This is a genomic window from Pseudomonas sp. TH43 (genome assembly GCF_016650635.1).
In the GTDB taxonomy this organism is placed as follows: domain Bacteria; phylum Pseudomonadota; class Gammaproteobacteria; order Pseudomonadales; family Pseudomonadaceae; genus Aquipseudomonas.
Map to the genome: position 1 here is coordinate 1,988,716 of NZ_JAEKFI010000004.1, position 18,948 is coordinate 2,007,663.

18 protein-coding genes are annotated in these 18,948 nt (G+C 59.7%); 7 read left to right on the top strand and 11 right to left on the bottom strand.

Features of this window, described 5'->3' with window-relative positions:
• Positions 1–39: 39 nt before the first annotated feature.
• The 3 genes from JFT81_RS25400 to JFT81_RS25410 form a co-directional block, all read right to left on the bottom strand.
• Positions 40–339 (bottom strand): hypothetical protein, encoded by a 300-nt coding sequence (locus JFT81_RS25400; protein ID WP_201229884.1) that lies wholly within the window; start codon positions 337–339, stop codon positions 40–42.
• 346 nt (positions 340–685) lie between these two features.
• The gene (locus JFT81_RS25405; protein WP_201229886.1) at positions 686–1,828 is read right to left on the bottom strand and encodes a hypothetical protein; all 1,143 of its coding nucleotides are present in this window, start codon (positions 1,826–1,828) and stop codon (positions 686–688) included.
• A 106-nt stretch (positions 1,829–1,934) separates the two neighbouring features.
• Entirely contained in the window at positions 1,935–2,195 is a 261-nt protein-coding gene (locus JFT81_RS25410) for a hypothetical protein (protein ID WP_201199722.1), read from the bottom strand.
• Positions 2,196–2,497: 302 nt separating this feature from the next.
• On the opposite strand from JFT81_RS25410, the gene JFT81_RS25415 reads away from it, so the two are divergent.
• From JFT81_RS25415 to JFT81_RS25430, 4 genes are all read left to right on the top strand, one after another.
• Positions 2,498–3,001 carry a polysaccharide deacetylase gene (locus tag JFT81_RS25415; RefSeq protein ID WP_201199724.1) on the top strand — a complete coding sequence of 168 codons (504 nt, stop codon included), beginning with the start codon at positions 2,498–2,500 and terminating at the stop codon, positions 2,999–3,001.
• 180 nt (positions 3,002–3,181) lie between these two features.
• Positions 3,182–5,119: an ATP-dependent DNA helicase RecQ gene (locus JFT81_RS25420; RefSeq protein ID WP_201229888.1), complete on the top strand. Its 1,938-nt coding sequence runs from the start codon at positions 3,182–3,184 to the stop codon at positions 5,117–5,119.
• Positions 5,120–5,334: 215 nt separating this feature from the next.
• On the top strand, positions 5,335–6,561 hold the full coding sequence (locus JFT81_RS25425; RefSeq protein WP_201229890.1) for a 3-hydroxyacyl-CoA dehydrogenase: 1,227 nt from the start codon (positions 5,335–5,337) through the stop codon (positions 6,559–6,561).
• 144 nt (positions 6,562–6,705) lie between these two features.
• Entirely contained in the window at positions 6,706–7,140 is a 435-nt protein-coding gene (locus JFT81_RS25430; protein ID WP_201229891.1) for a thioesterase family protein, read from the top strand.
• Positions 7,141–7,230: 90 nt separating this feature from the next.
• On the opposite strand, the gene JFT81_RS25435 is transcribed toward JFT81_RS25430, so the two are convergent.
• The 4 genes from JFT81_RS25435 to JFT81_RS25450 all read right to left on the bottom strand — a co-directional run bounded on the left by JFT81_RS25435 (position 7,231) and on the right by JFT81_RS25450 (position 12,224).
• Positions 7,231–7,713 carry a glycine zipper domain-containing protein gene (locus JFT81_RS25435; RefSeq protein WP_201229893.1) on the bottom strand — a complete coding sequence of 161 codons (483 nt, stop codon included), beginning with the start codon at positions 7,711–7,713 and terminating at the stop codon, positions 7,231–7,233.
• Positions 7,714–8,059: 346 nt separating this feature from the next.
• Positions 8,060–10,408, bottom strand: a complete 2,349-nt coding sequence (locus tag JFT81_RS25440; protein ID WP_201229901.1) for an FdhF/YdeP family oxidoreductase — start codon at positions 10,406–10,408, stop codon at positions 8,060–8,062.
• Complete coding sequence (gene fdhD / locus JFT81_RS25445; protein WP_201229903.1) at positions 10,405–11,244, bottom strand: formate dehydrogenase accessory sulfurtransferase FdhD; 840 nt, start codon at positions 11,242–11,244, stop codon at positions 10,405–10,407. Before fdhD ends, JFT81_RS25440 begins: the two co-directional genes overlap by 4 nt.
• A gap of 92 nt (positions 11,245–11,336) precedes the next feature.
• Positions 11,337–12,224, bottom strand: a complete 888-nt coding sequence (locus JFT81_RS25450; protein ID WP_201229905.1) for a LysR family transcriptional regulator — start codon at positions 12,222–12,224, stop codon at positions 11,337–11,339.
• Positions 12,225–12,362: 138 nt separating this feature from the next.
• Here JFT81_RS25450 and lysM point away from each other — a divergent pair, with 138 nt between their 5' ends.
• On the top strand, positions 12,363–12,803 hold the full coding sequence (lysM, locus tag JFT81_RS25455; protein ID WP_201229907.1) for a peptidoglycan-binding protein LysM: 441 nt from the start codon (positions 12,363–12,365) through the stop codon (positions 12,801–12,803).
• Between the two features lie 131 nt (positions 12,804–12,934).
• Here the strand turns inward: lysM and yrfG are convergent, their stop codons facing one another.
• The gene (yrfG, locus tag JFT81_RS25460) at positions 12,935–13,597 is read right to left on the bottom strand and encodes a GMP/IMP nucleotidase (protein ID WP_201229908.1); all 663 of its coding nucleotides are present in this window, start codon (positions 13,595–13,597) and stop codon (positions 12,935–12,937) included.
• An 88-nt stretch (positions 13,598–13,685) separates the two neighbouring features.
• On the opposite strand from yrfG, the gene nudE reads away from it, so the two are divergent.
• Positions 13,686–14,252, top strand: coding sequence for an ADP compounds hydrolase NudE (nudE, locus tag JFT81_RS25465; RefSeq protein WP_201229909.1), 567 nt, complete (start codon positions 13,686–13,688; stop codon positions 14,250–14,252).
• 11 nt (positions 14,253–14,263) lie between these two features.
• Positions 14,264–15,091, top strand: a complete 828-nt coding sequence (gene cysQ, locus JFT81_RS25470) for a 3'(2'),5'-bisphosphate nucleotidase CysQ (protein ID WP_201229910.1) — start codon at positions 14,264–14,266, stop codon at positions 15,089–15,091.
• A 177-nt stretch (positions 15,092–15,268) separates the two neighbouring features.
• Here cysQ and JFT81_RS25475 read toward each other — a convergent pair whose 3' ends face one another.
• From JFT81_RS25475 to JFT81_RS25485, 3 genes are read right to left on the bottom strand one after another with little or no spacing between them, the layout of a single operon-like run.
• On the bottom strand, positions 15,269–15,724 hold the full coding sequence (locus JFT81_RS25475) for a YiiD C-terminal domain-containing protein (RefSeq protein ID WP_201229911.1): 456 nt from the start codon (positions 15,722–15,724) through the stop codon (positions 15,269–15,271).
• Entirely contained in the window at positions 15,721–17,106 is a 1,386-nt protein-coding gene (locus JFT81_RS25480) for a sigma-54 dependent transcriptional regulator (RefSeq protein ID WP_201229913.1), read from the bottom strand. The genes JFT81_RS25475 and JFT81_RS25480 overlap by 4 nt, the downstream gene beginning before the upstream one ends.
• On the bottom strand, positions 17,103–18,911 hold the full coding sequence (locus tag JFT81_RS25485) for an ATP-binding protein (protein WP_201229914.1): 1,809 nt from the start codon (positions 18,909–18,911) through the stop codon (positions 17,103–17,105). The genes JFT81_RS25480 and JFT81_RS25485 overlap by 4 nt, the downstream gene beginning before the upstream one ends.
• Between the last annotated feature and the right edge of the window lie 37 nt (positions 18,912–18,948).

An 18,948-nucleotide genomic window follows, 5' to 3' on the forward strand; every position in this document is an offset into this window, starting at 1 on the left:
TTGCGTCGAGCATTCATGCTCTTTTGGTGTGGCAGATTTTTACGCCGGAGCTTTCCAGTTGAGCATTTGCTGCTGCGCGACTTGCAGCAGATCACATCCATCCTGCGTCAGTAGATAGAGGGCGTGCGTGATGTGGGGGATGTCTTCGATGTCGGCTTGTTTGAAGCAGAGGCAGTAGAGGGTTTGCAGCAGGTCGCTGGAGGCGCGCAGGCGTTGGACGGCGCATTCGAGGATGTCTTGTGGGTTAGCCGCTGTATCGATGATCAGGGGCTTGGTTTCGGTGAGATTGGATTCGAGTGGGCGGTAGCGATCGGTGGTTAATTGATTCCATGTTTTCATTTTATTGATCCTCAATTGCTTCCGGGAGAAGCCACCACATCGTGACCAAGCGACAGGAGGCGACTGTGTTCGGGTTGGTCAACCGGTGAGGATCGTGCACATACCCGGCACACCCGAAGGTGTCCCAAACACAGTCACCATAAACTGCAGGCAATTGAGTGCCGGCAGCATACAGCGCATGTGTACGCACGATCCATTCGGGTGACCAAGCCCGAGCCGCTGATTAGCAGCGACAGGCACGACTATAGATTCGCACCCTCAAATCCCGATAGTCGACAAAGCGTCTGTCGCTGTAGGAACGGGACGAAGATTTCATCGGACGTTACGACCGTTTGATCAACACTTTTCAACGCAAATGCGCATACGCCGAAATATCCAGCAAACTCGTCGCCAACCCCGTCGCCGGTTTGTAGATCGGGCCTTTTACCGTCGAGAACGCTACACCTTTGCTGCCCAGCGAAACATAGCGTTCGCCTTTGTCCAGCTCGGTGAAGTAGGTGTAGGAAAGGTTGCGCATCAGCTGGTATTTCGCCTCGTCGCGGGCGATTGCATTGCTGACGTTTTGCAGGTCGGCCTGGGTCAGGTTCAGGGTTTTGTTCAGTGGCACGCCCCAGCGCTTGAGGCAGACTTCGGCGAGGTGGCGGACGATGCGGCCGGGCTCGATCAGTGCTTTGCGGTCGTTGGCGCTGCTCGGAACGCCGCCGCTGGCGGTGGCGTTGCCGACCATGGTGGCGTGGCGGCCGGCCATTGGGTAGATGTAGGTTTTGGTGCCCGTGGCGGTCTGTGGAATGACACAGCTGAAGCCTTTGGAGCGCTCGTCGCGAGCATAGAAACCGACATACTCTTTGACGTTGGCAGCGAGTTTGATGCGTTCGTCCTGAAAGTTGCCAATGCCGGGAACTGGGTCCAGAGCGAAAATATTAACCGGGATATTCCTCAGTGCGTTGTCCTTGAACATCGCATTGGCCAGCATATGGCAACTAATGCCGCCGCGGCTCCAGCCGACCAGGTTAACTTGAGTGGGGATGACACCGTCTTTGCGGAACGTCTTGATAATCTGTTCCTGCAACTTCTGTTGAGTGACGCTTCGGTCGCCGTAGTTGTATTTGCGCCAAAACCAGGAACCCTCTGCCTTTACATCTTCGATAGGAATACCGGCGGCTTTTAGTCGGTTGTATTCGGCCTCGGTCAGTTGTTGGCGCTGCCAGTCACATCGACCTTTGAGGATGTTCATGGCGTGTTGCACGTTTTCTTCCCAGCCCTTGCCAAACAGCGTGCCGCTGAGGCCGTAATCCTTGGTTTGGGTGAAGAGATCATCGGCCTGCAGATTGCCGCTGCCTGGTCCGTCGACCACAATCCATTCGGCGAATTCGCGTCCGGCATGATGAGAGGCCAGCGTCGATACCAGTTCGCCATCCCAAAAGTTTTCATGGTTGATGTCGAACTTGTTAGAGCCGGTGCCGCAAAAAAATATGGTGACGACTGTCATGACGTTGCCCTTGTTGGATATAAGAGCAGACACGTTAGTGCGCGGTTTGATAATTAATAAAGCGTGGGGTTGTATCCAGGTTTGTGAGTGTTGTATTTGTCGGGTGTTATTTAACTTGCAGTTTTGCAACTTGCAGCAAGTCGCAGCCGTCCTGTACCAATAGATAAAGCGCATTGACGATGTTGGGAATGTCTTTTACGTCGGCTTGTTTGAAACACAAACAGTAAAGTGTTTCCAGCAGATCGCTGGCGGCGCGCAGGCGTTGATCGGCAGCATCAAGCAGATCGCTGTGGCTGGCGTTGGTGTCGATCACCATGACGGGATTTTCGCTGTAGCAGGTCTTCAGTGGGTGATAACGATTGATCATGGTGAGGCTTGTCCTGTTCGAGGGCGCTCGGGCGGCAGACTGAATATTCAAAGCCGCGCCGGCCACTATAGGAGGCCGCTGGGCAGCGGAACAAGACGGCCGCAATGGACAGTGTTTGTAGGGGTTTTTCCGGGGTTTGAGGAGATGCCCTACGCCATTTATAGAGTTTTTAAAGGCAAAACCCTTAGACGAAAAATTTCCCACGAGTTTGTCAGGCGATTCGCGGTAAACCGCTGTATCGTGCGCGCCAGAATCTGTAGGACGTTTCCAAACGTCTGACACGCGCTTAAAGGGAATTGGGTATGCAATGGCTACGAATGGCCTCGATTTTATTGCTGTGGGCCAGCGGTTGCCGTCTGACGATGGCGTCTGACGCAGGCAACGCATTGATGTTCAACAATCTGCAACGCACAGGTTGGCCGGACGCGCTGTCCAGCCAGACGGACATGGACACTGCCTCGCGGGGTGAGGTGCTGATGTTCGCCAAGGCCCTTTTGGCCAGCGAAGCGCTGGACGAGAAGGGGCTTGAGCAACGACTCGGCGTGCCGCACGTGCAGCTCAAATCGATCAGGCAAGTACGCGATGGCTTGTGGGATCGTTTGCTGAGCACCTATCGCAACGCCAGTCAGGATTGTGATGAACAACCCTTCTGCCCGCGAGTGCGCAGCGTGGCTGACTTGCGTCAGTTGGCGGCGGCATTTACTGGCGACATCAGCCCAGCGCATGCGTTGTGGGTGAGCAAGAGCCAGGACGTGCACGAGCAAGTGTTAGACCAGCAACTGCGCGTGGCGGTGTTGCGGCCCTGAACCTCAGGTTTTGTGTTGTTCTGACCGGCCTCTTCGCGAGCAGGCTCGCTCCCACAGGGGCCGTGGCGTTCAAGTAATCGCTGTATCATTCCGAATCGATTTGGCCCCCGACCTTTTCTCGACTCGCTGCGATCGCCCGCTAGGCTGTTGGCATGGCAGCGGTCAAAGGAGTGACAGCGAATGCACAACACCCTGGAACAGGTTTTTGGTTATCCACAGTTTCGACCCGGACAAGAGGCCGCGATCAGTGCGGTGCTGGCCGGGCGCTCGGCGGCGGCGATTTTCCCCACCGGTTCCGGCAAGTCCCTTTGCTACCAATTACCGGCGTTGTTGCTGCCCAATCTGACGCTGGTGGTCTCGCCACTGTTGGCGCTGATGCAAGACCATTTGGCGTTCCTGCAACGCCATGGCATTTCGGCGGGCAGTATCGATTCGGCGCAGAGCCGTGACGACGCCAATGATGTAATGGCCCGCGCCCGTTCGGGCGAATTGAAGATCCTGATGATTTCCGTGGAGCGCTTGAAGAACGAGCGCTTCCGCAACTTTTTGCAGCAGGTGCCGATCTCGTTGCTGGTGGTGGACGAGGCGCACTGCATCTCGGAATGGGGCCACAATTTCCGCCCCGACTACCTCAAGCTGCCGGACTACCAACGCCAGTTCAATATCCCGCAGGCCTTGCTGCTGACGGCTACGGCGACGCCGAAAGTGATCGCCGACATGCAGACCAAATTCGCCATCGCCCCGGAGGATGTGGTCACCACCGGTTTCTACCGGCCCAACCTCAATCTGCTGGTGGAGCCAGTGCGCGGTCAGGACAAGCGCCGACGCCTGGTGGAGTGGATGGCGGCGCGACCAGGGCAGCCGAGCATTGTCTACGTCACCTTGCAGAAAACCGCTGAGCACATCGCCGAACACCTGGGTCGCAACGGGATTCAGGCCGAGGCCTATCACGCCGGTTTGCCTCACGATCAGCGCGAAGGCATTCAGAAACGCTTCATGGCCGGGCAGTCCAATTGCATCGTCGCGACCATCGCTTTCGGCATGGGCATCGACAAGAGCGACATCCGCAATGTCGTGCACTTCGACTTGCCCAAATCGATCGAAAACTATAGCCAGGAAATCGGCCGTGCCGGACGTGACGGGCAGCCGTCGGATTGTCTGGTACTGGCCAACCGCGACAGCCTCAACGTGCTGGAAAACTTCGTCTACGGCGATACACCGGAGCGCGACGGCATTCGCTATGTGCTCGATGAACTGAAGGCGTCGGTGCCTGAAGGGCAGTGGGAGTTTCTGCTCGGGCCGTTGGCGGATCAGAGCAACATTCGCGCGTTGCCGCTGAAGACCTTGCTGGTGCAGCTTGAGCTGCGCGGATTGATCGCGCCGCGTTACGCCTATTACGCCGAGTACCGTTTCAAATACCTGCTGGAGCCTGAAGCCTTGCTTGAGCGTTTCGAGGGTGAGCGCAGAGATTTCGTCGCGGCAATCATTCAGACATCAAGTCGCGCACGCACTTGGGCCACGGTAAGTTTCGAGGCGATGTACCAGCAGTATTCGGCGGAACGCAACCGGGTGGTGAAGGCGCTGGATTATTTTCAGGAGAAGGGCTGGGTCGAGCTTGAGAGCAAGCAGATGACCGAGGTCTACAGCCTGTTGCAGAGTGAGTTCGACAGCGGCGTTTTGAGCGCTGAGCTGCACGACTATTTCACCCGACATGAACAGACCGAAGTCGCGCGGATTCACGCGATGCTCGAAGTATTCGCCACCGAGCGTTGCCTGGGTTATCGCTTGGCCGAGTACTTTGGTGACCACAATGCACCTGAACGGTGTGGGCATTGCTCGGTGTGTCATGGGCAGGTTGCCCATTTGCCTGCCCCGCCGGAATTGCCCGCGCTTGTGGATAAAAACTTCACGGCGCTGTGCGGAGATTTTATCCACAGGCATGAGCAACACACCGGCAGTATTCCGACAGCGGAGCGGCTTACACGGTTTCTGTGCGGGATCAGCGTGCCGCTCTTCACGAAGCTCAAGGCGCGGACGATTGCTGGCTATGCAACCCTCGAAGGATACCCCTACGCCGAAGTCCGCCACTGGGCTCAGGAACACCTCAATGCCTTATAGGAGCAGAGCTTGCTCGCGAAGAGGCCGCCACAGGCCAACAGAGCTGTTGACTGATAGATCGCTTTCGCGAGCAAGCTCTGCTCCTGCAGGAATCGCGGCAAGCAGAAGGTTTTATCCATCTGCTGAATGTCGATCATCACCGTAATAAACTTCAAAAAGCGTCGTTGGCTGAACTATGGTGAGACCAGTCTTTGGATCGCCAACAAGAGAACAACATGAGCCAGACATCCTTCGATATCCAGCACGCCGCCGTGATTGGCGCGGGCACCATGGGCCGTGGCATCGTCATGTGCCTGGCCAACGCCGGCGTGGCAGTGCAGTGGGTGGATAACAATCCACAGATGCTTGAACAGGCGCTGGCCACCGTGGCCGATACTTATGCACACAACGTGCGGCAGGGGCGGATCGATCAGGCCGAGGCCGATGCGCGCCTGGCTCGGGTCAGCGCAGCAGCGGATTACGCGGCGATCCGCAACGTCGATCTGGTCATCGAAGCGGTGTACGAAAACCTGGAACTCAAGCAGAAAATCTTCCGTGAACTGGATGGTTTGCTGAAACCTCAAGCGTTGTTGGCGAGCAACACCTCGGCGCTGGATATCGATGCGATCGCGGCGGCTACCCAGCGTCCTGAGCAAGTGCTGGGTCTGCATTTCTTCAGCCCGGCGCACATCATGAAACTACTCGAAATCGTTCGTGGTGCGCGGACTTCGCCAGCGGTGTTACAGGCTGCTTTGGCGCTGGGCAAGCGCATGGGCAAGGTCAGCGTGGTGTCGGGTAACTGCCACGGTTTTATCGGCAATCGCATGCTGCATCCGTATGTGCTCGAGGCGCGCAAGATGCTGCTTGAAGGTGCTTATCCACAGCAGATCGATGCTGCGTTGCAGAGTTTCGGTTTTGCCATGGGCCCGTTTCGCATGTACGACGTGGTCGGCATTGATCTGGAGTGGCGCGCGCGTGAGTTGGCCGGCCAGGGGCAGGATGCCCCCGAGGTTCAGGTGGATAACCGCTTGTGCGAAATGGGCCGGTTTGGACAGAAGTCCGGCAATGGTTATTACCATTACGAGCCGGGCAGTCGTCAGGCCGAGCACGATCCCGAGGTCGATGCGCTGGTGCTGCAGGTCAGCGCAGGGTTGGGCTTTCAGCGCCGAGAGATCGGCCCGGAGGAGATTGTCGAGCGTTGCCTGCTGGCACTGGTCAACGAAGGCGCGAAGATCCTGCAGGAAGGCATTGCCGAGTCTGCGCATGACATCGATCTGGTCTATCTGAACGGCTACGGCTTTCCGGCCGACAAGGGTGGGCCGATGGCCTGGGCGGATCAGCAGGGGATGGCGGATATTCATCAGCGCTTGCTGGCGCTGGAGACACGGCAGGGCGATCAGTGGAAGCCGGCGCGGTTGATTGGCGAGCTGGCGGTGCAGGGCAAGGGGTTTGCAGATCGTTAAGTCTGGCGGCGCTGCTGACACCTTCGCGAGCAGGCTCGCTCCACAGGAGAGCGCATTTTAAAATGTCGGAGCGAGCCTGCTCACGAAGGCCACGTCACGGTTTTAAATTAGACTCGCCAAACTTTCTTGAGGAATCGCAGATCGATGTCCAGCCCCATGCCGCAACGCACCGACTACCCTCACTTCCAGCCCATCACTACGCGCTGGCACGACAACGACGCCTACGGCCACGTCAATAACGTTACCTACTACAGCTTCTTCGACACGGCTGTGAACACGTACCTGATCCAGGTTGGCGGTCTGGATATCCATGACGGAGAGGTGGTGGGGTTCGTGGTCAGTTCGGCGTGTGATTACTTTGCGTCGATCGCATTCCCGGATCTGATCGAGATCGGTCTGCGGGTCGGCAAGTTGGGCAACAGTTCAGTGCAATACGAACTGGCGGTGTTCAAGGTCGGTGAAAGCGAAGCCTGTGCGGCCGGGCGGTTCGTTCACGTGTTTGTTGATCGGGCGAGCAATCAGCCGGTGCCGATTCCTGCACAGTTGCGTCAGGCGCTGGAGCGTTTGGTGGTGGAATAAAGCAAAAAAATCGCAGCCTGCGGCAACTCCTACAGGTGTAGGTGCTGCCACAGGCTGCGATCTTTCGATCTACCTGTCGCCAATCAGCTATCAGCGGTGGCGATAGTAGTTGTGATGCTTGCGATGGCCATAGGCATGGCCGCGACCACGGTGGTCATCGCGATAGTAGCGACGGTCGTCACGGCCGCGATCATAGCGACGATCATCGTCGTTGCTCTTGTTGCCCATGTAGTTGCCCAGCGCGCCACCAGCGCCGCCGCCGGCTGCGGAGCCGATCAGGCTGCCGGTGGTGCCGCCCATGCTGCGGCCGACCACGTTACCGCCGGCTGCGCCCAATGCACCGCCAATGGCCGCTTCGCCACGGCTGTGTTTGTTGGCGCCAACCGCGCTACCACCCGCGCCGCCCAGGGCTGCGCCGATGGTGGAACCTGTATTGCCGCCTAAAGACTGACCGACGACCGAGCCAAGAACCCCGCCCAACGCGCCGCCCACACCTGCTTCGGTGGTGCCACCTGCGGAAGCAAAACCACTGACCAGGCCAAGGGACAACAAGAGAATCTGGGAGAACTTCATAGAAGAGCCTCAAAGGGATGACGGCGCCGATCCTGAGGCTGTGTAACAAGCGTGACAATCTAAATCCGACGAATAACACGACTTGTATACAATTCTGCAAGTGGCTGTTTTATATGCGGAACTTAACTGATTTTTGCCGGTCTTTAACTACTTCGGACAGGCCGCTTTTGTGAAAAAGCGGCCTTTTTTGTGGGCGGTTGAAAAGTACAAGTGCGCAGAGATGTATTGAATGTCCTACCGCTTTCGCGAGCAGGCTCGCTCCCACAGTTGACCGCGTTCATACCAATGAACCGCGATCCAATGTGGGAGCGAGCCTGCTCGCGAAAGGGCCAGTGGAAGCGCCCGGTTAAGCAGATTTGGCCATGATCAACCCGGTCTCACTCGCCGCTTCCAACCGGATCGCAATGAACTTCGACGTCGGTGTATGGCTGCCATCCCCGGTGCTTTCCAGTGGCACCAGCGGGTTCACTTCCGGGTAATACGCAGCAGCCTGCCCGGCAGGGATATCAAACGCCAGCAGCGTAAAGCCTTTCACTCGACGCTCGCGACCATCATCCCAGATCGAAACGATGTCAGCCTTCTGCCCCGGACGGAAGCCCAGGCGAATGATGTCGGCCTCGTTGGCAAACAGCACATCACGCTGGCCTTTCACCCCGCGATAACGATCGTCGAGACCATAAATCGTGGTGTTGTACTGATCGTGAGAACGCATCGATTGCAAGATCAAGTCCGGCAGTTGTCCAGTGGCGCGGGTGCGTTCGTGAACCAGATCCTTGGGCAGCAGGTTCGCGCGGAAATTGGCGCGGCCCGACGGCGTATTCCATTTGCGCGCGCCAGCGCTGTTGCCGAGGTAGAAACCACCCGGATTCTTGACCTTCTCGTTGAACTCCTTGAAGCCCGGGATGGTGTCGGCGATCAAATCGCGAATGCGCCGGTAGTCGGCCACCAGCCAGTTCCAGTCCACCGGTTTGCTGCCCAAGGTCGCGGCAGCGATGCCGGCGATGATCGACGGTTCCGAACGCATCTGGTTCGACAGCGGCTGCAACTGGCCGTTGGAGGCGTGGACCATGCTGAACGAGTCTTCCACGGTGACGGCTTGCGGGCCTTCGGTCTGGATGTCGATGTCGGTGCGGCCGAGGCACGGCAGGATCAACGCGTCTTTGCCGTGAGCCAGGTGGCTGCGGTTGAGTTTGGTGCTGATCTGTACGGTCAGGTCGCAATTGCTCAACGCTTCGAACGTGCGCGGGCTGTCCGGCGTGGCTTGGGCGAAGTTGCCGCCCAGACCGATAAACACTTTGGCGCGACCTTCGGCCATCGCATGGATCGCCTCGACCACGTTGTGGCCGTTGTGGCGCGGAACTTTGAACTGGAAGCGACGCTCCAGCGAATCGAGGAATGCCACCGGCGGACGCTCGTTGATGCCCATCGTGCGGTCACCCTGCACGTTACTGTGGCCGCGCACCGGGCACAGGCCCGCGCCTGGTTTGCCGATGTTGCCGCGCAGCAGCATCAGGTTGGCGATTTCCTGGATGGTCGGCACCGAGTGCCGATGCTGGGTGATGCCCATCGCCCAGCACATGATCACGTTTTTGCCCTTGGCGTACATTCGTGCGGCTTGCTCGATCTCGACCAGTGTCAGGCCGGATTGCTCGACGATCTGCTCCCACGGTGTGTCGTCGACGACACCGAGGTATTCCAGCACGTTGGCGCTGTGCTCATTGAGGAAATCGTGATCGAACACAGCGGGTTCGCCAGCCTTCTGCGCATCGCGCTCCCATTGCAGCAGGAACTTGGCCATGCCGCGCAGCAGCGCCATGTCGCCGCCGAGTGCCGGGCGGAAATAAGCGGTATTGGTCGGCTTGTCGCCGTTGGTGAGCATCTCGATCGGGTGTTGCGGGTGCTGGAAGCGTTCCAGACCGCGCTCCTTGAGCGGATTGATACACACCACTTGCGCGCCACGTTTCACCGCCTCACGCAACGGTTCAAGCATGCGTGGGTGGTTGGTGCCAGGGTTCTGACCCCAGACGAAAATCGCGTCGGCGTGTTCGAAGTCATCGAAGGTCACGGTGCCTTTACCGACACCGACGCTTTGCGCCAGGGCCACGCCGCTGGCCTCGTGGCACATGTTCGAACAGTCGGGGAAGTTGTTGGTGCCGAAAGCGCGGACGAACAGTTGATACAGATACGCCGCTTCATTGCTGGCGCGACCCGAGGTGTAGAACTCGGCCTGATCGGGGCTCGGCAGGCTTTGCAGATGCCGGGCGATCAGCGTGTAGGCGTCATCCCAGCTGATCGGTTTGTAGCGATCGGTTTCAGCGTCGTAGACCATCGGCTCGGTCAGACGGCCCTGATACTCCAGCCAGTAGTCACTCTGCTCCAGCAACGAGGTCACGCTGTGCTTGGCGAAGAACTTGGCGTCCACGCGGCGCTTGGTCGCTTCCCAGTTCACCGCTTTCGCGCCGTTCTCGCAGAATTTCACCATGCCGCTTTCCGGTGAATCACCCCACGCGCAACCGGGGCAGTCGAAGCCGCCGTTCTGGTTGGTCTTGAGCATCATGCGCAGGTTTTTCAGGGCGTTGTCGCTGGTCAACCAGGCCTGGGCCACGCTGATCAGGGCGCCCCAGCCGCCGGCTGCGCCTTTATAAGGCTTGTAGCGCGGGACAGGTTTCTGGTCGGCTTGATGATGTTGGCTCACGCTTGATTCTCCATCGCGGGGCTATACACCCGCGGCGCACTTTTCTGCGGCAGGTGGATGAGATTGAGGTTGTGTCGCCGCGCCCATTGCACGGCGAGGCCCGTCGGTGCGGACAGGCTGACCAGGGTCTGGATGCCGGCGCGCAAGACTTTCTGGATCAATTCGAGGCTGCAACGGCTGGTGACAATTGCCAGTCCGCCCTCTGTGGAAATCTGTTGTCGGATCAGCCCGCCGATCAGTTTGTCGAGGGCGTTGTGCCGGCCAATGTCTTCGCGCCCCAGCAGCAATTCGCCGCTGGCGTTCATGAACACCGCCGCGTGCACCGCGCCGCAATACTGGCCGAGTGGCTGGAATGCGCCGATGCGCTGGCGCAAACCGTCCAGCCATTCAATCGGTGGCAATGGCGCGCCGGGCAGCACTTTGAGATCGGGCAGCGCCTGTTCCACCGCTTCGACGCCACACAGGCCGCAACCGCTGGTGCCGGCCAGTTGCCGACGCTGGGTCTTGAGGTTCCAGAAGGCGCGATTGGCGATGGTCACTTGCGCGTATTGCGCCGAGCCTGCGCCGCTCAGTTGCAGGTCATAGATGTCGGTGGCGTCCTCGATGATGCCGCTGCCGAGGCTGAAACCGACGATGAAGTCTTCAAGGTCGGTTGGCGTCACCAGCATGACCGCCTGACTGATGCCGTTGTAGGCGATCGCCAGCGCAACTTCCTCGGCCAGCGCGGTGCTGGCCGATTCCTCACGGGGTAGATCGCTGTAACTGTAGGTCTGGCTGGCGGCGGGCGCGGGCGTTTCGAGTGCAGGCGCCGCGCAGGCTGGGCGCTTGGCGTTCATGGCATCACCAACGGATTGATCAACGTTAAGACTAGGCGCGGCAAGTTGTCGCGTCTAATCGCTACTGTCGATCTATCGATAGATGGCGTCGATCAAGAAGCCCCTGGCGATTTCTGATACAGCGCGAAACAGGCCTCGGCGAGCGCCGAACGCGGAGCACTGCGGCGCATGATCAGCCCCAGTGGTGCAAGGGTTTGCGCGTTTTCGATGGGTTGCAGACGCAGGTGATCGGTGAGTTTTTCCAGACCGCCTTCCAGCGGCATGATCGCGCAGCAAAAGCCACCGTGCACGGCTTGTAACAATTGATGGACGGCATCTGTTTGCAGCAACGGTTGCGGGGTAAGGCCACGGCTGTGGAAGTTATGGTCGATGGACTGGCGAAAATGCATGCCGCTGGTGAGCATGCCCAACGGCAGTTCGATCAGCGATTGCCAGCTCAACGGCGCCTCGCCGAAGCTGAAGGAGCGCTGGTCGTAGAGCAGGCCCATGCGGGTTTCGCTGAAAGCCAGGGCCTCGAAGCGTTCGTTGTCCAGGCGGTCGAGATAGGACACGCCAACATCGAGGCGGTTGTTCGCCAGGTGTTCAAGGATTTGCTCGGAGCTCAACGCCGACATTTCGAAGCGCAGATTCGGGTGCTCGCTGTGCAGGCGTTGCATCAGCGGCAACGGATCGAAACTCGACAGCGGCACCACGCCCAGACGCAGCGTACCGATCAGATTGCCGCGACACGCGCCTGCCTCCGCATACAAACCGTCGTAAGCGGCCAACACCGCGCGCGCCCAAGCCAGCACGCGCTCGCCCGGCGCGGTGAAACCTTCAAAGCGCTGGCCTCGGTTGACCAGCGGCAGGTCGAGTTCTTCTTCCAGGCTGCGCAGGCGCATCGACAGGGTCGGCTGAGTGATGTGGCAACGCGCGGCGGCCTGGCCGAAGTGGCGGGTTTCGTCGAGGGCGATGAGGAATTTCAGCTGCTTGATGTCCATCTTCGCTCCGGAGGGTGTTGGCTGGGTGGGCGATTCTACCGTTTGGGCGACGGTGGGGTCATTGGTCGGCTTGGAACCGGGTTTGGCCATCGTGGTCTAGGCTTGGACGTCTGGAACCCAAATCAAGGAGTGTGCGCTATGAGTCTTTTGAGCTTTGTGAAAGAAGCCGGTGAGAAGCTGATCGATCTGCTGACCCCGGGCAACGCCAATGCCAGTGAGCAGTTGAAGGAGCATATCGACAAGGTCGGTCTGGGCAATCCGAATGTACAGGCGACGGTAGATGGCGACAAAGTCACCGTCACCGGTGAAGTCGCAAGTCAGGAAGAGAAAGAAAAAATTCTCCTGGCGCTGGGCAACATTGCCGGGGTTGGCAGTGTGGATGATCAGATCACCGTTAGCGGGCCGGTTGTGATGGCCGCGCAATTTGTTGTGGTCAAGTCGGGCGACACCCTCAGCGCGATTTCTCTGCGTGTGTACGGTGACGCCAACAAGTATCAAAAAATCTTCGACGCCAACAAACCGATGCTCAAGGACGTGAACAAAATCTATCCAGGCCAGACCCTGCGCATTCCTGAGTAATCTGCAAGATCCTGTGGTGAGGGGATTTATCCCCGTTGGACTGCATAGCAGTTCCCTTGCTTCTCCAAGTGACAAAATAGGGGGCCGCTACGCGGCCCAACGGGGATAAATCCCCTCACCACAATGGATGTTCATAGGTTGCAGATGAGGTCGCGGTAGTCTTCGACCGCCGCAAATTCGGCGGTATCTTTCGGCCCCTTGCGGCTGTCCGGCTCTTTCACGGCGAGCAAATGTGCCACGCCAAAATCCCGCGCACTGCGCAGGATCGGCAAGGTGTCGTCGATGAACAGGCTGCGCGCCGGGTCAAAGCCGATATCTGCCTGCAAGGCATCCCAGAACTGCGGGTTTTCCTTGGGATAACCGTAATCATGCGAGCTGATCAGGCGCTCGAAATACGGTGCCAGTTCAATCCGTTCCAATTTCAGCGACAGCGAATCGCGGTGCGCATTGGTAATCATGATCACCCGCTTGCCAGCTCGCTTGATCGCTTCCAGAAAGGTATCGGCATCGGCCCGCAAGGCGATCAGGTGTGCAGTCTCCTGTTTCAGCTCGCGCACCGACAGCTTCAGCTCGGCACTCCAGAAGTCCAGGCAATACCACTGCAACTGACCGGCATGACGCTCGAACAGCGGCTGCAATTCCATCTCGGCCATGGCCCGGCTTATCCCGTGCAGCTCGGCGTAGCGCTGGGGCAGGTGTTCAAGCCAGAAATGGTTGTCGAAGTGCAGATCGAGCAACGTACCGTCCATGTCCAGCAGAACGGTATCGATGTCGGACCAGGGTAAAGAAGGCATGGCAACGTCTCGAACGGTAGAAAGATATCCGACGTAAACAATCGGGAAAGCCGCGTTATAGTAGCGCGTTCACGCCAAGGAGCTTTGCATGCGCCAGAAACCCACCGTACTTGCCCGCGAGATCGTCGCCACCAGTCGTCTGTTCTGCGTTGAAGAACTGAAGCTGCGTTTTTCCAACGGTGTGGAGCGCACCTACGAGCGTCTGGTCGGCAAGGGCGCTGGATATGGCGCGGTGATGATCGTGGCCATGCTCGACGCTGAACACGCGGTGCTGGTCGAGGAGTATTGCGGCGGGACTGACGAGTACGAACTGTCTTTGCCTAAAGGTTTGATCGAACCGGGCGAAGATGTACTGGCGGCGGCTGAGCGTGAGCTCAAGGAAGAGGCCGGGTTTGGTGCGCGGCAACTGGAACACCTGACCGAGCTGTCGCTGTCGCCCGGTTACATGAGCCAGAAAATCCAGGTGGTACTGGCCACCGATCTGTACGAAGAGCATCTGGAGGGCGACGAGCCCGAGCCGATGCGGGTCGACAAGGTCAACCTGCGCGACTTGGCGATGCTGGCGCAGAACCCGCAATTCTCCGAAGGCCGCGCACTGGCGGCGCTTTATTTGGCTCGCGATCTGCTGACTCAGCGCGGGTTCTTTCAGTTATGAGTGAGATGTCGATGAATTTTCCCCACCCGTTGATGGCGCCAGTGGTTGAGCTGGCATTGCAGGCCGGCGAGGCGATTTTGCCGTTCTGGCGCTCCGGGGTCGAAGTCACGGCCAAGTCCGATGACTCGCCAGTGACCGCTGCGGATCTGGCCGCGCACCACGTGATCGTGGCCGGGTTGATTGCGTTGGATCCGAGCATTCCGGTGCTGTCCGAAGAGGACGCCAATATCCCGCAGAGCGTGCGCGCTGGCTGGCAACGCTGGTGGTTGGTGGATCCGCTGGATGGCACCAAGGAATTTATCAGCGGCAGTGAAGAATTTACCGTCAACATCGCGCTGATCGAAAACGGTCGAGTGGTGTTTGGTGTGGTATCGATGCCGACCAACGGCCGTTATTACGTCGGTGGTGCGGGGTTCGGCGCATGGCGTTGCGACAAGGACGGCACGCCGGTTTCGATTCAGGTGCGGGATGTACCCGGGCCGGGAGAGGCGTTCACGGTCGTCGCCAGCCGCCGGCATTCCAGCCCTGAACAGGAGCGTTTGCTGGCCGGGCTGAGCGCCAGCCTGGGTGAGCTGCAACTGGCCAATATCGGCAGTTCGTTGAAGTTTTGCTTGTTGGCAGAGGGTGCGGCGGATTGCTATCCACGCCTGGCGCCGACCTCTCAGTGGGACACGGCGGCGGCACAGGGTGTGCTGGAAGGCGCGGGCGGTGAGGTACTGGATTTGCGCGGTGAGGCGTTCAGTTACCCGGCGCGCGAATCATTGTTGAACGAGTTCTTTCTGGCGCTGCCGGCGAAGGCTGCCTGGCGGGCGAAGTTGTTGGAGTTGGCGCGGGGTTAAGTGAGCTGATCCAGACTTCCCCTCACCCCAGCCCTCTCCCCCAGAAGAGGGAGCCGATCTTCATGCGCTTCAAAACCTGAGTTCGACTCGATATCTCAGGTCGATGCAAATCGAGAGAACAACCCGGTCAGTCCCCTCTCCCTGCGGGAGAGGGCTAGGGTGAGGGGCTTTTGATTGTCAGCGGTGCAAAACATACTGGCCACTAAACGTCACCGCATCGATATCACTCCCGACATTGACGATTCGCGTCTGCAACACCAACCGCGCCCGCCCATACCGCTGATACATCGCCAAAAACCTTTTCCACACCAGTGCATCCGGCGCCGGACAAATCGCCGTGGCATTCCCCGTCACCGGCAGTGGATAACTGATCTGCCCTTCCTGAATCACGATGTGCCCGTCGGTGATCCCTTCTTCCTTCAAGCGCAGATGCAGCCAGCCCCAGCCGGCCAGTACCGCGCCGCAATAGAGACTGCCGCCGAACATCGTGCTCTTGTGGTTGACGTTGGGATCGAGCGGCAAATACAGGCTCAATTGCTGCTCGCGCCAATCGAGCACCCGAAGGCCCATGTCTCGGGTCAGCGGAATGTCGTGATGGAGCACCGACTCCAGATAGCGACTGTCTGTGCTCATTCGTTCTCATCCCCATGGCTGCTGTCGCCGAAGTTCAGACCGTGCTTGCGCAGCTTGTCGTGCAGGGTCTTGCGCGGAATTCCCAGCGCTTCGGCGAGGCTGCGCACCGAACTGTGGGAGCGCGCCAGTTCGGCGGCAATCAGCGATTTCTCGAAGTGTTCCACTTGCTCGCTGAGGCCACCGTCGATGACCTCAACTGTCGCGCCGCTACCACCTTCGGCAGCGCTGTAATCCAGCGCCAGTTCCAGGCCGAGGGCGAACCGTTCGGCGGCATTTTGCAGCTCGCGCACATTCCCTGGCCAAGTGTGGCGCAGCAGCAAGGCGCGTTGCGCCGGTTGCAGTTCGTGCGGCGGCAGACCGTGGCGGGCACTGGCCTCATCGGCGTAATGCTGGAACAGCACCAGCGCATCTTCGCCACGTTCGCGCAGTGGCGGAATACGCAGCGGCGCGACGTTGAGGCGGTAATACAAGTCGGCGCGGAAGCGGCCCTGATCGGCAGCCTGGCGCAAGTCTTCCTTGGTCGCGGCGATGACGCGGATGTCTAGCGGGATCAATTGATTCCCGCCCAGCCGCTCAACCACACGTTCCTGCAACATGCGCAGCAACTTCACCTGCACGTCCATGCTCATGCTTTCGATTTCATCGAGGAACAGCGTCCCGCCATTGGCAAATTCGAACTTGCCGATCCGGCGTTTCTGCGCGCCCGTGAACGCGCCGGGTTCGTGCCCGAACAGTTCGCTTTCCACCACGGATTCGGCCAGCGCACCGGCGTTGATCGCCACGAACGGGCCATTACGGCGGCTGGATAAATCATGCAGTGCGCGGGCGACGACTTCTTTCCCGGCACCGGTTTCGCCGAGGATCAGTACGTCGGCTTTGGTCGCGGCCAGCGCGCCAATCTGCTCGCGCAGGCGCAGCATCGGCGTTGAGTGGCCGACCAGCCGCGCGCTCAATTCATTGCGGTCACTCAGGGCCAGCCGCAGGCTACGGTTGTCCAGCACCAGGCGGCGCAGGGCCAGCGCGCGGCGCACGCTGTCGAGCAGCGCATCGCTGGCAAAGGGTTTTTCGAGGAAGTCATAGGCGCCGGCACGCATCGCCTGCACCGCCAGCGGCACGTCGCCGTGCCCGGTAATCAGCAGCACCGGCAACTCTGGATCCTGGGCGTGCAATTCGCTGAGCAACTCCAGACCGTCCATGCCCGGCATGCGGATGTCGCTGACCACCACGCCCGGCCAGTCGCGCTCCAGTTGCCCGGCCAAGCCTTTGGCTTCTGACAGCGGCAGAATTTTCAGACCGGCCAGATCCAGGGTCTGCCCAAGAGCCTGACGCAAGTGCGGATCGTCATCGATCAACACCACCTGAATGCGATTGTCGATGGTCATGCACTTCGATCCTCGGACGGTTGCAGGCTGACTCCGGGCGCGCCGGCGCGCAGGCGCAGGGTAATCAAGGCGCCACCTTGCTTGTGGTTGGCGAACGACAGTTCGCCGCCGAAGGCGCGCATCAGGGTTTCACAAATCGCCAATCCCAGACCAAGGCCCTGCGTGCGCGTCTTGGTGGTGTAGAAAGGCTCGCTGGCGCGGCCGAGGGCTTCCATGCAGAACCCTGGACCGTTGTCGCGAATGTACAGATTGACGCCTTCGGCGGTGGATTCGGCACTCAACCACAATTTGCGCGGCGGGCCTTTTTCGGTGAGGGCATCGAGGGCGTTGGCCAGCAGGTTGCCGAGCACCTGGCGCAAGCGGGTTTCGCCGGCCTCGACCCACAACGTGGCAGCGGGAAGGTCGCGAATCAGCTCGACCTCCATGCTGCGGCGACGTTTGGCCAGCAAGGCCAGTGCATCGTCCAACGCCGGTTGCAGGGCGACGCTTTCCGGCGCGTGGCGATCGCGGCGGGCGAAGGCGCGCAAATGGGCAATGATCGAGGCCATGCGCCCGGTCAGTTCGCTGATCAGTTTGAGGTTGCCACGCGCGTCGTCGGTGCGCTGATGGTCAAGCAACACTTCGGCGTTTTCCGCGTAGCTGCGGATCGCCGCCAGCGGCTGATTAAGTTCGTGGCTGATGCTCGCCGACATCGTGCCCAACGCTGACAGTTTGCCGGCCTGGACCAGATCGTCCTGAGCGCGGACCAACTCCTGTTGCGCCGTTTCGCGTTCCAGCACTTCCTGCTTCAACCGACGGTTGAGACCTTCGAGATCGCTGGTGCGCTCGGCGACTCGACCTTCCAGCTCTCGTCGCGCCTTGGCTTCAAAATCGATGCGCTCCAGATAGTGGCGACGGCGCTGCATCATCAGACCGAGCAACAGCATTAACACCAACAGCGTCGCACCGCCGATGGCAACCACGGTGCGCACCGGCCGGTCGATCAATGTGCGCGGGGCGAGGATGCTGACGCTCCAGCCGGTTTCGGCGATGTCGTGGGTCTGCGTCAACCAGGCATCGGGGCTGAGGTTGAGCGGGCGCGGTTCGCGAGTCGGATAAGGCTGGATCGCGGTGATCGCCGAGCGCTCGGCGTCGCTCAAGACGCGTGTCGAACGGAAGCGCCATTCCGGGCGCGACGTGAGGATGACCACGCCGTTGTGGTCGGTTACCAGCAATTGTTCCGGGGTTTTGCCCCACAGACTTTCGGTATGGTCGAGGTCGACTTTTATCACCAGCACGCCGATGATTTTTTCGCCGTTGCGCACGGCGGCGGCGAAGAAGTAACCGCGTTTGGCCGACGTGGTGCCAAGGCCGAAAAAGCGTCCGAGACGCCCGGCCATGGCTTCGCTGAAATAAGGACGGAAGGAGAAATTACGGCCGACGAAACTGTCGTGTTTGTCCCAGTTCGACGCCGCCAGGGTCTGTCCGTTGGTGTCCATCAGGTACATCACTTCGGCGCCGGTCTGTGCCGAGATGTTTTTCAACAGACGGTTGGCATTGCCCTGTGTGACACCATCGTCCGGCGCCCCGAGCACGGCGCGCAGGGCCGGCAGGTCGCCGAGGATTTGCGGCAACACTTCATAGCGATGCAGAGTGCCCAGCAGGTTGGCGACGTACAGGTCGAGGGTCTGGCGGTTTTGCCCGGCCAGTTCGCTGCGGTAATAGCGCTCGGCCAGATGCTCCAGCGGCCACAGCAGCGGCGCCAGACACAGGGCCAGAAGGGCGAGGCTGCGCCAGCGAGGTCTGCGGGGAAGGGATGGTTTCATGAGCCGGATGCGCCTGTGGGGACAGGCGCATTATGCC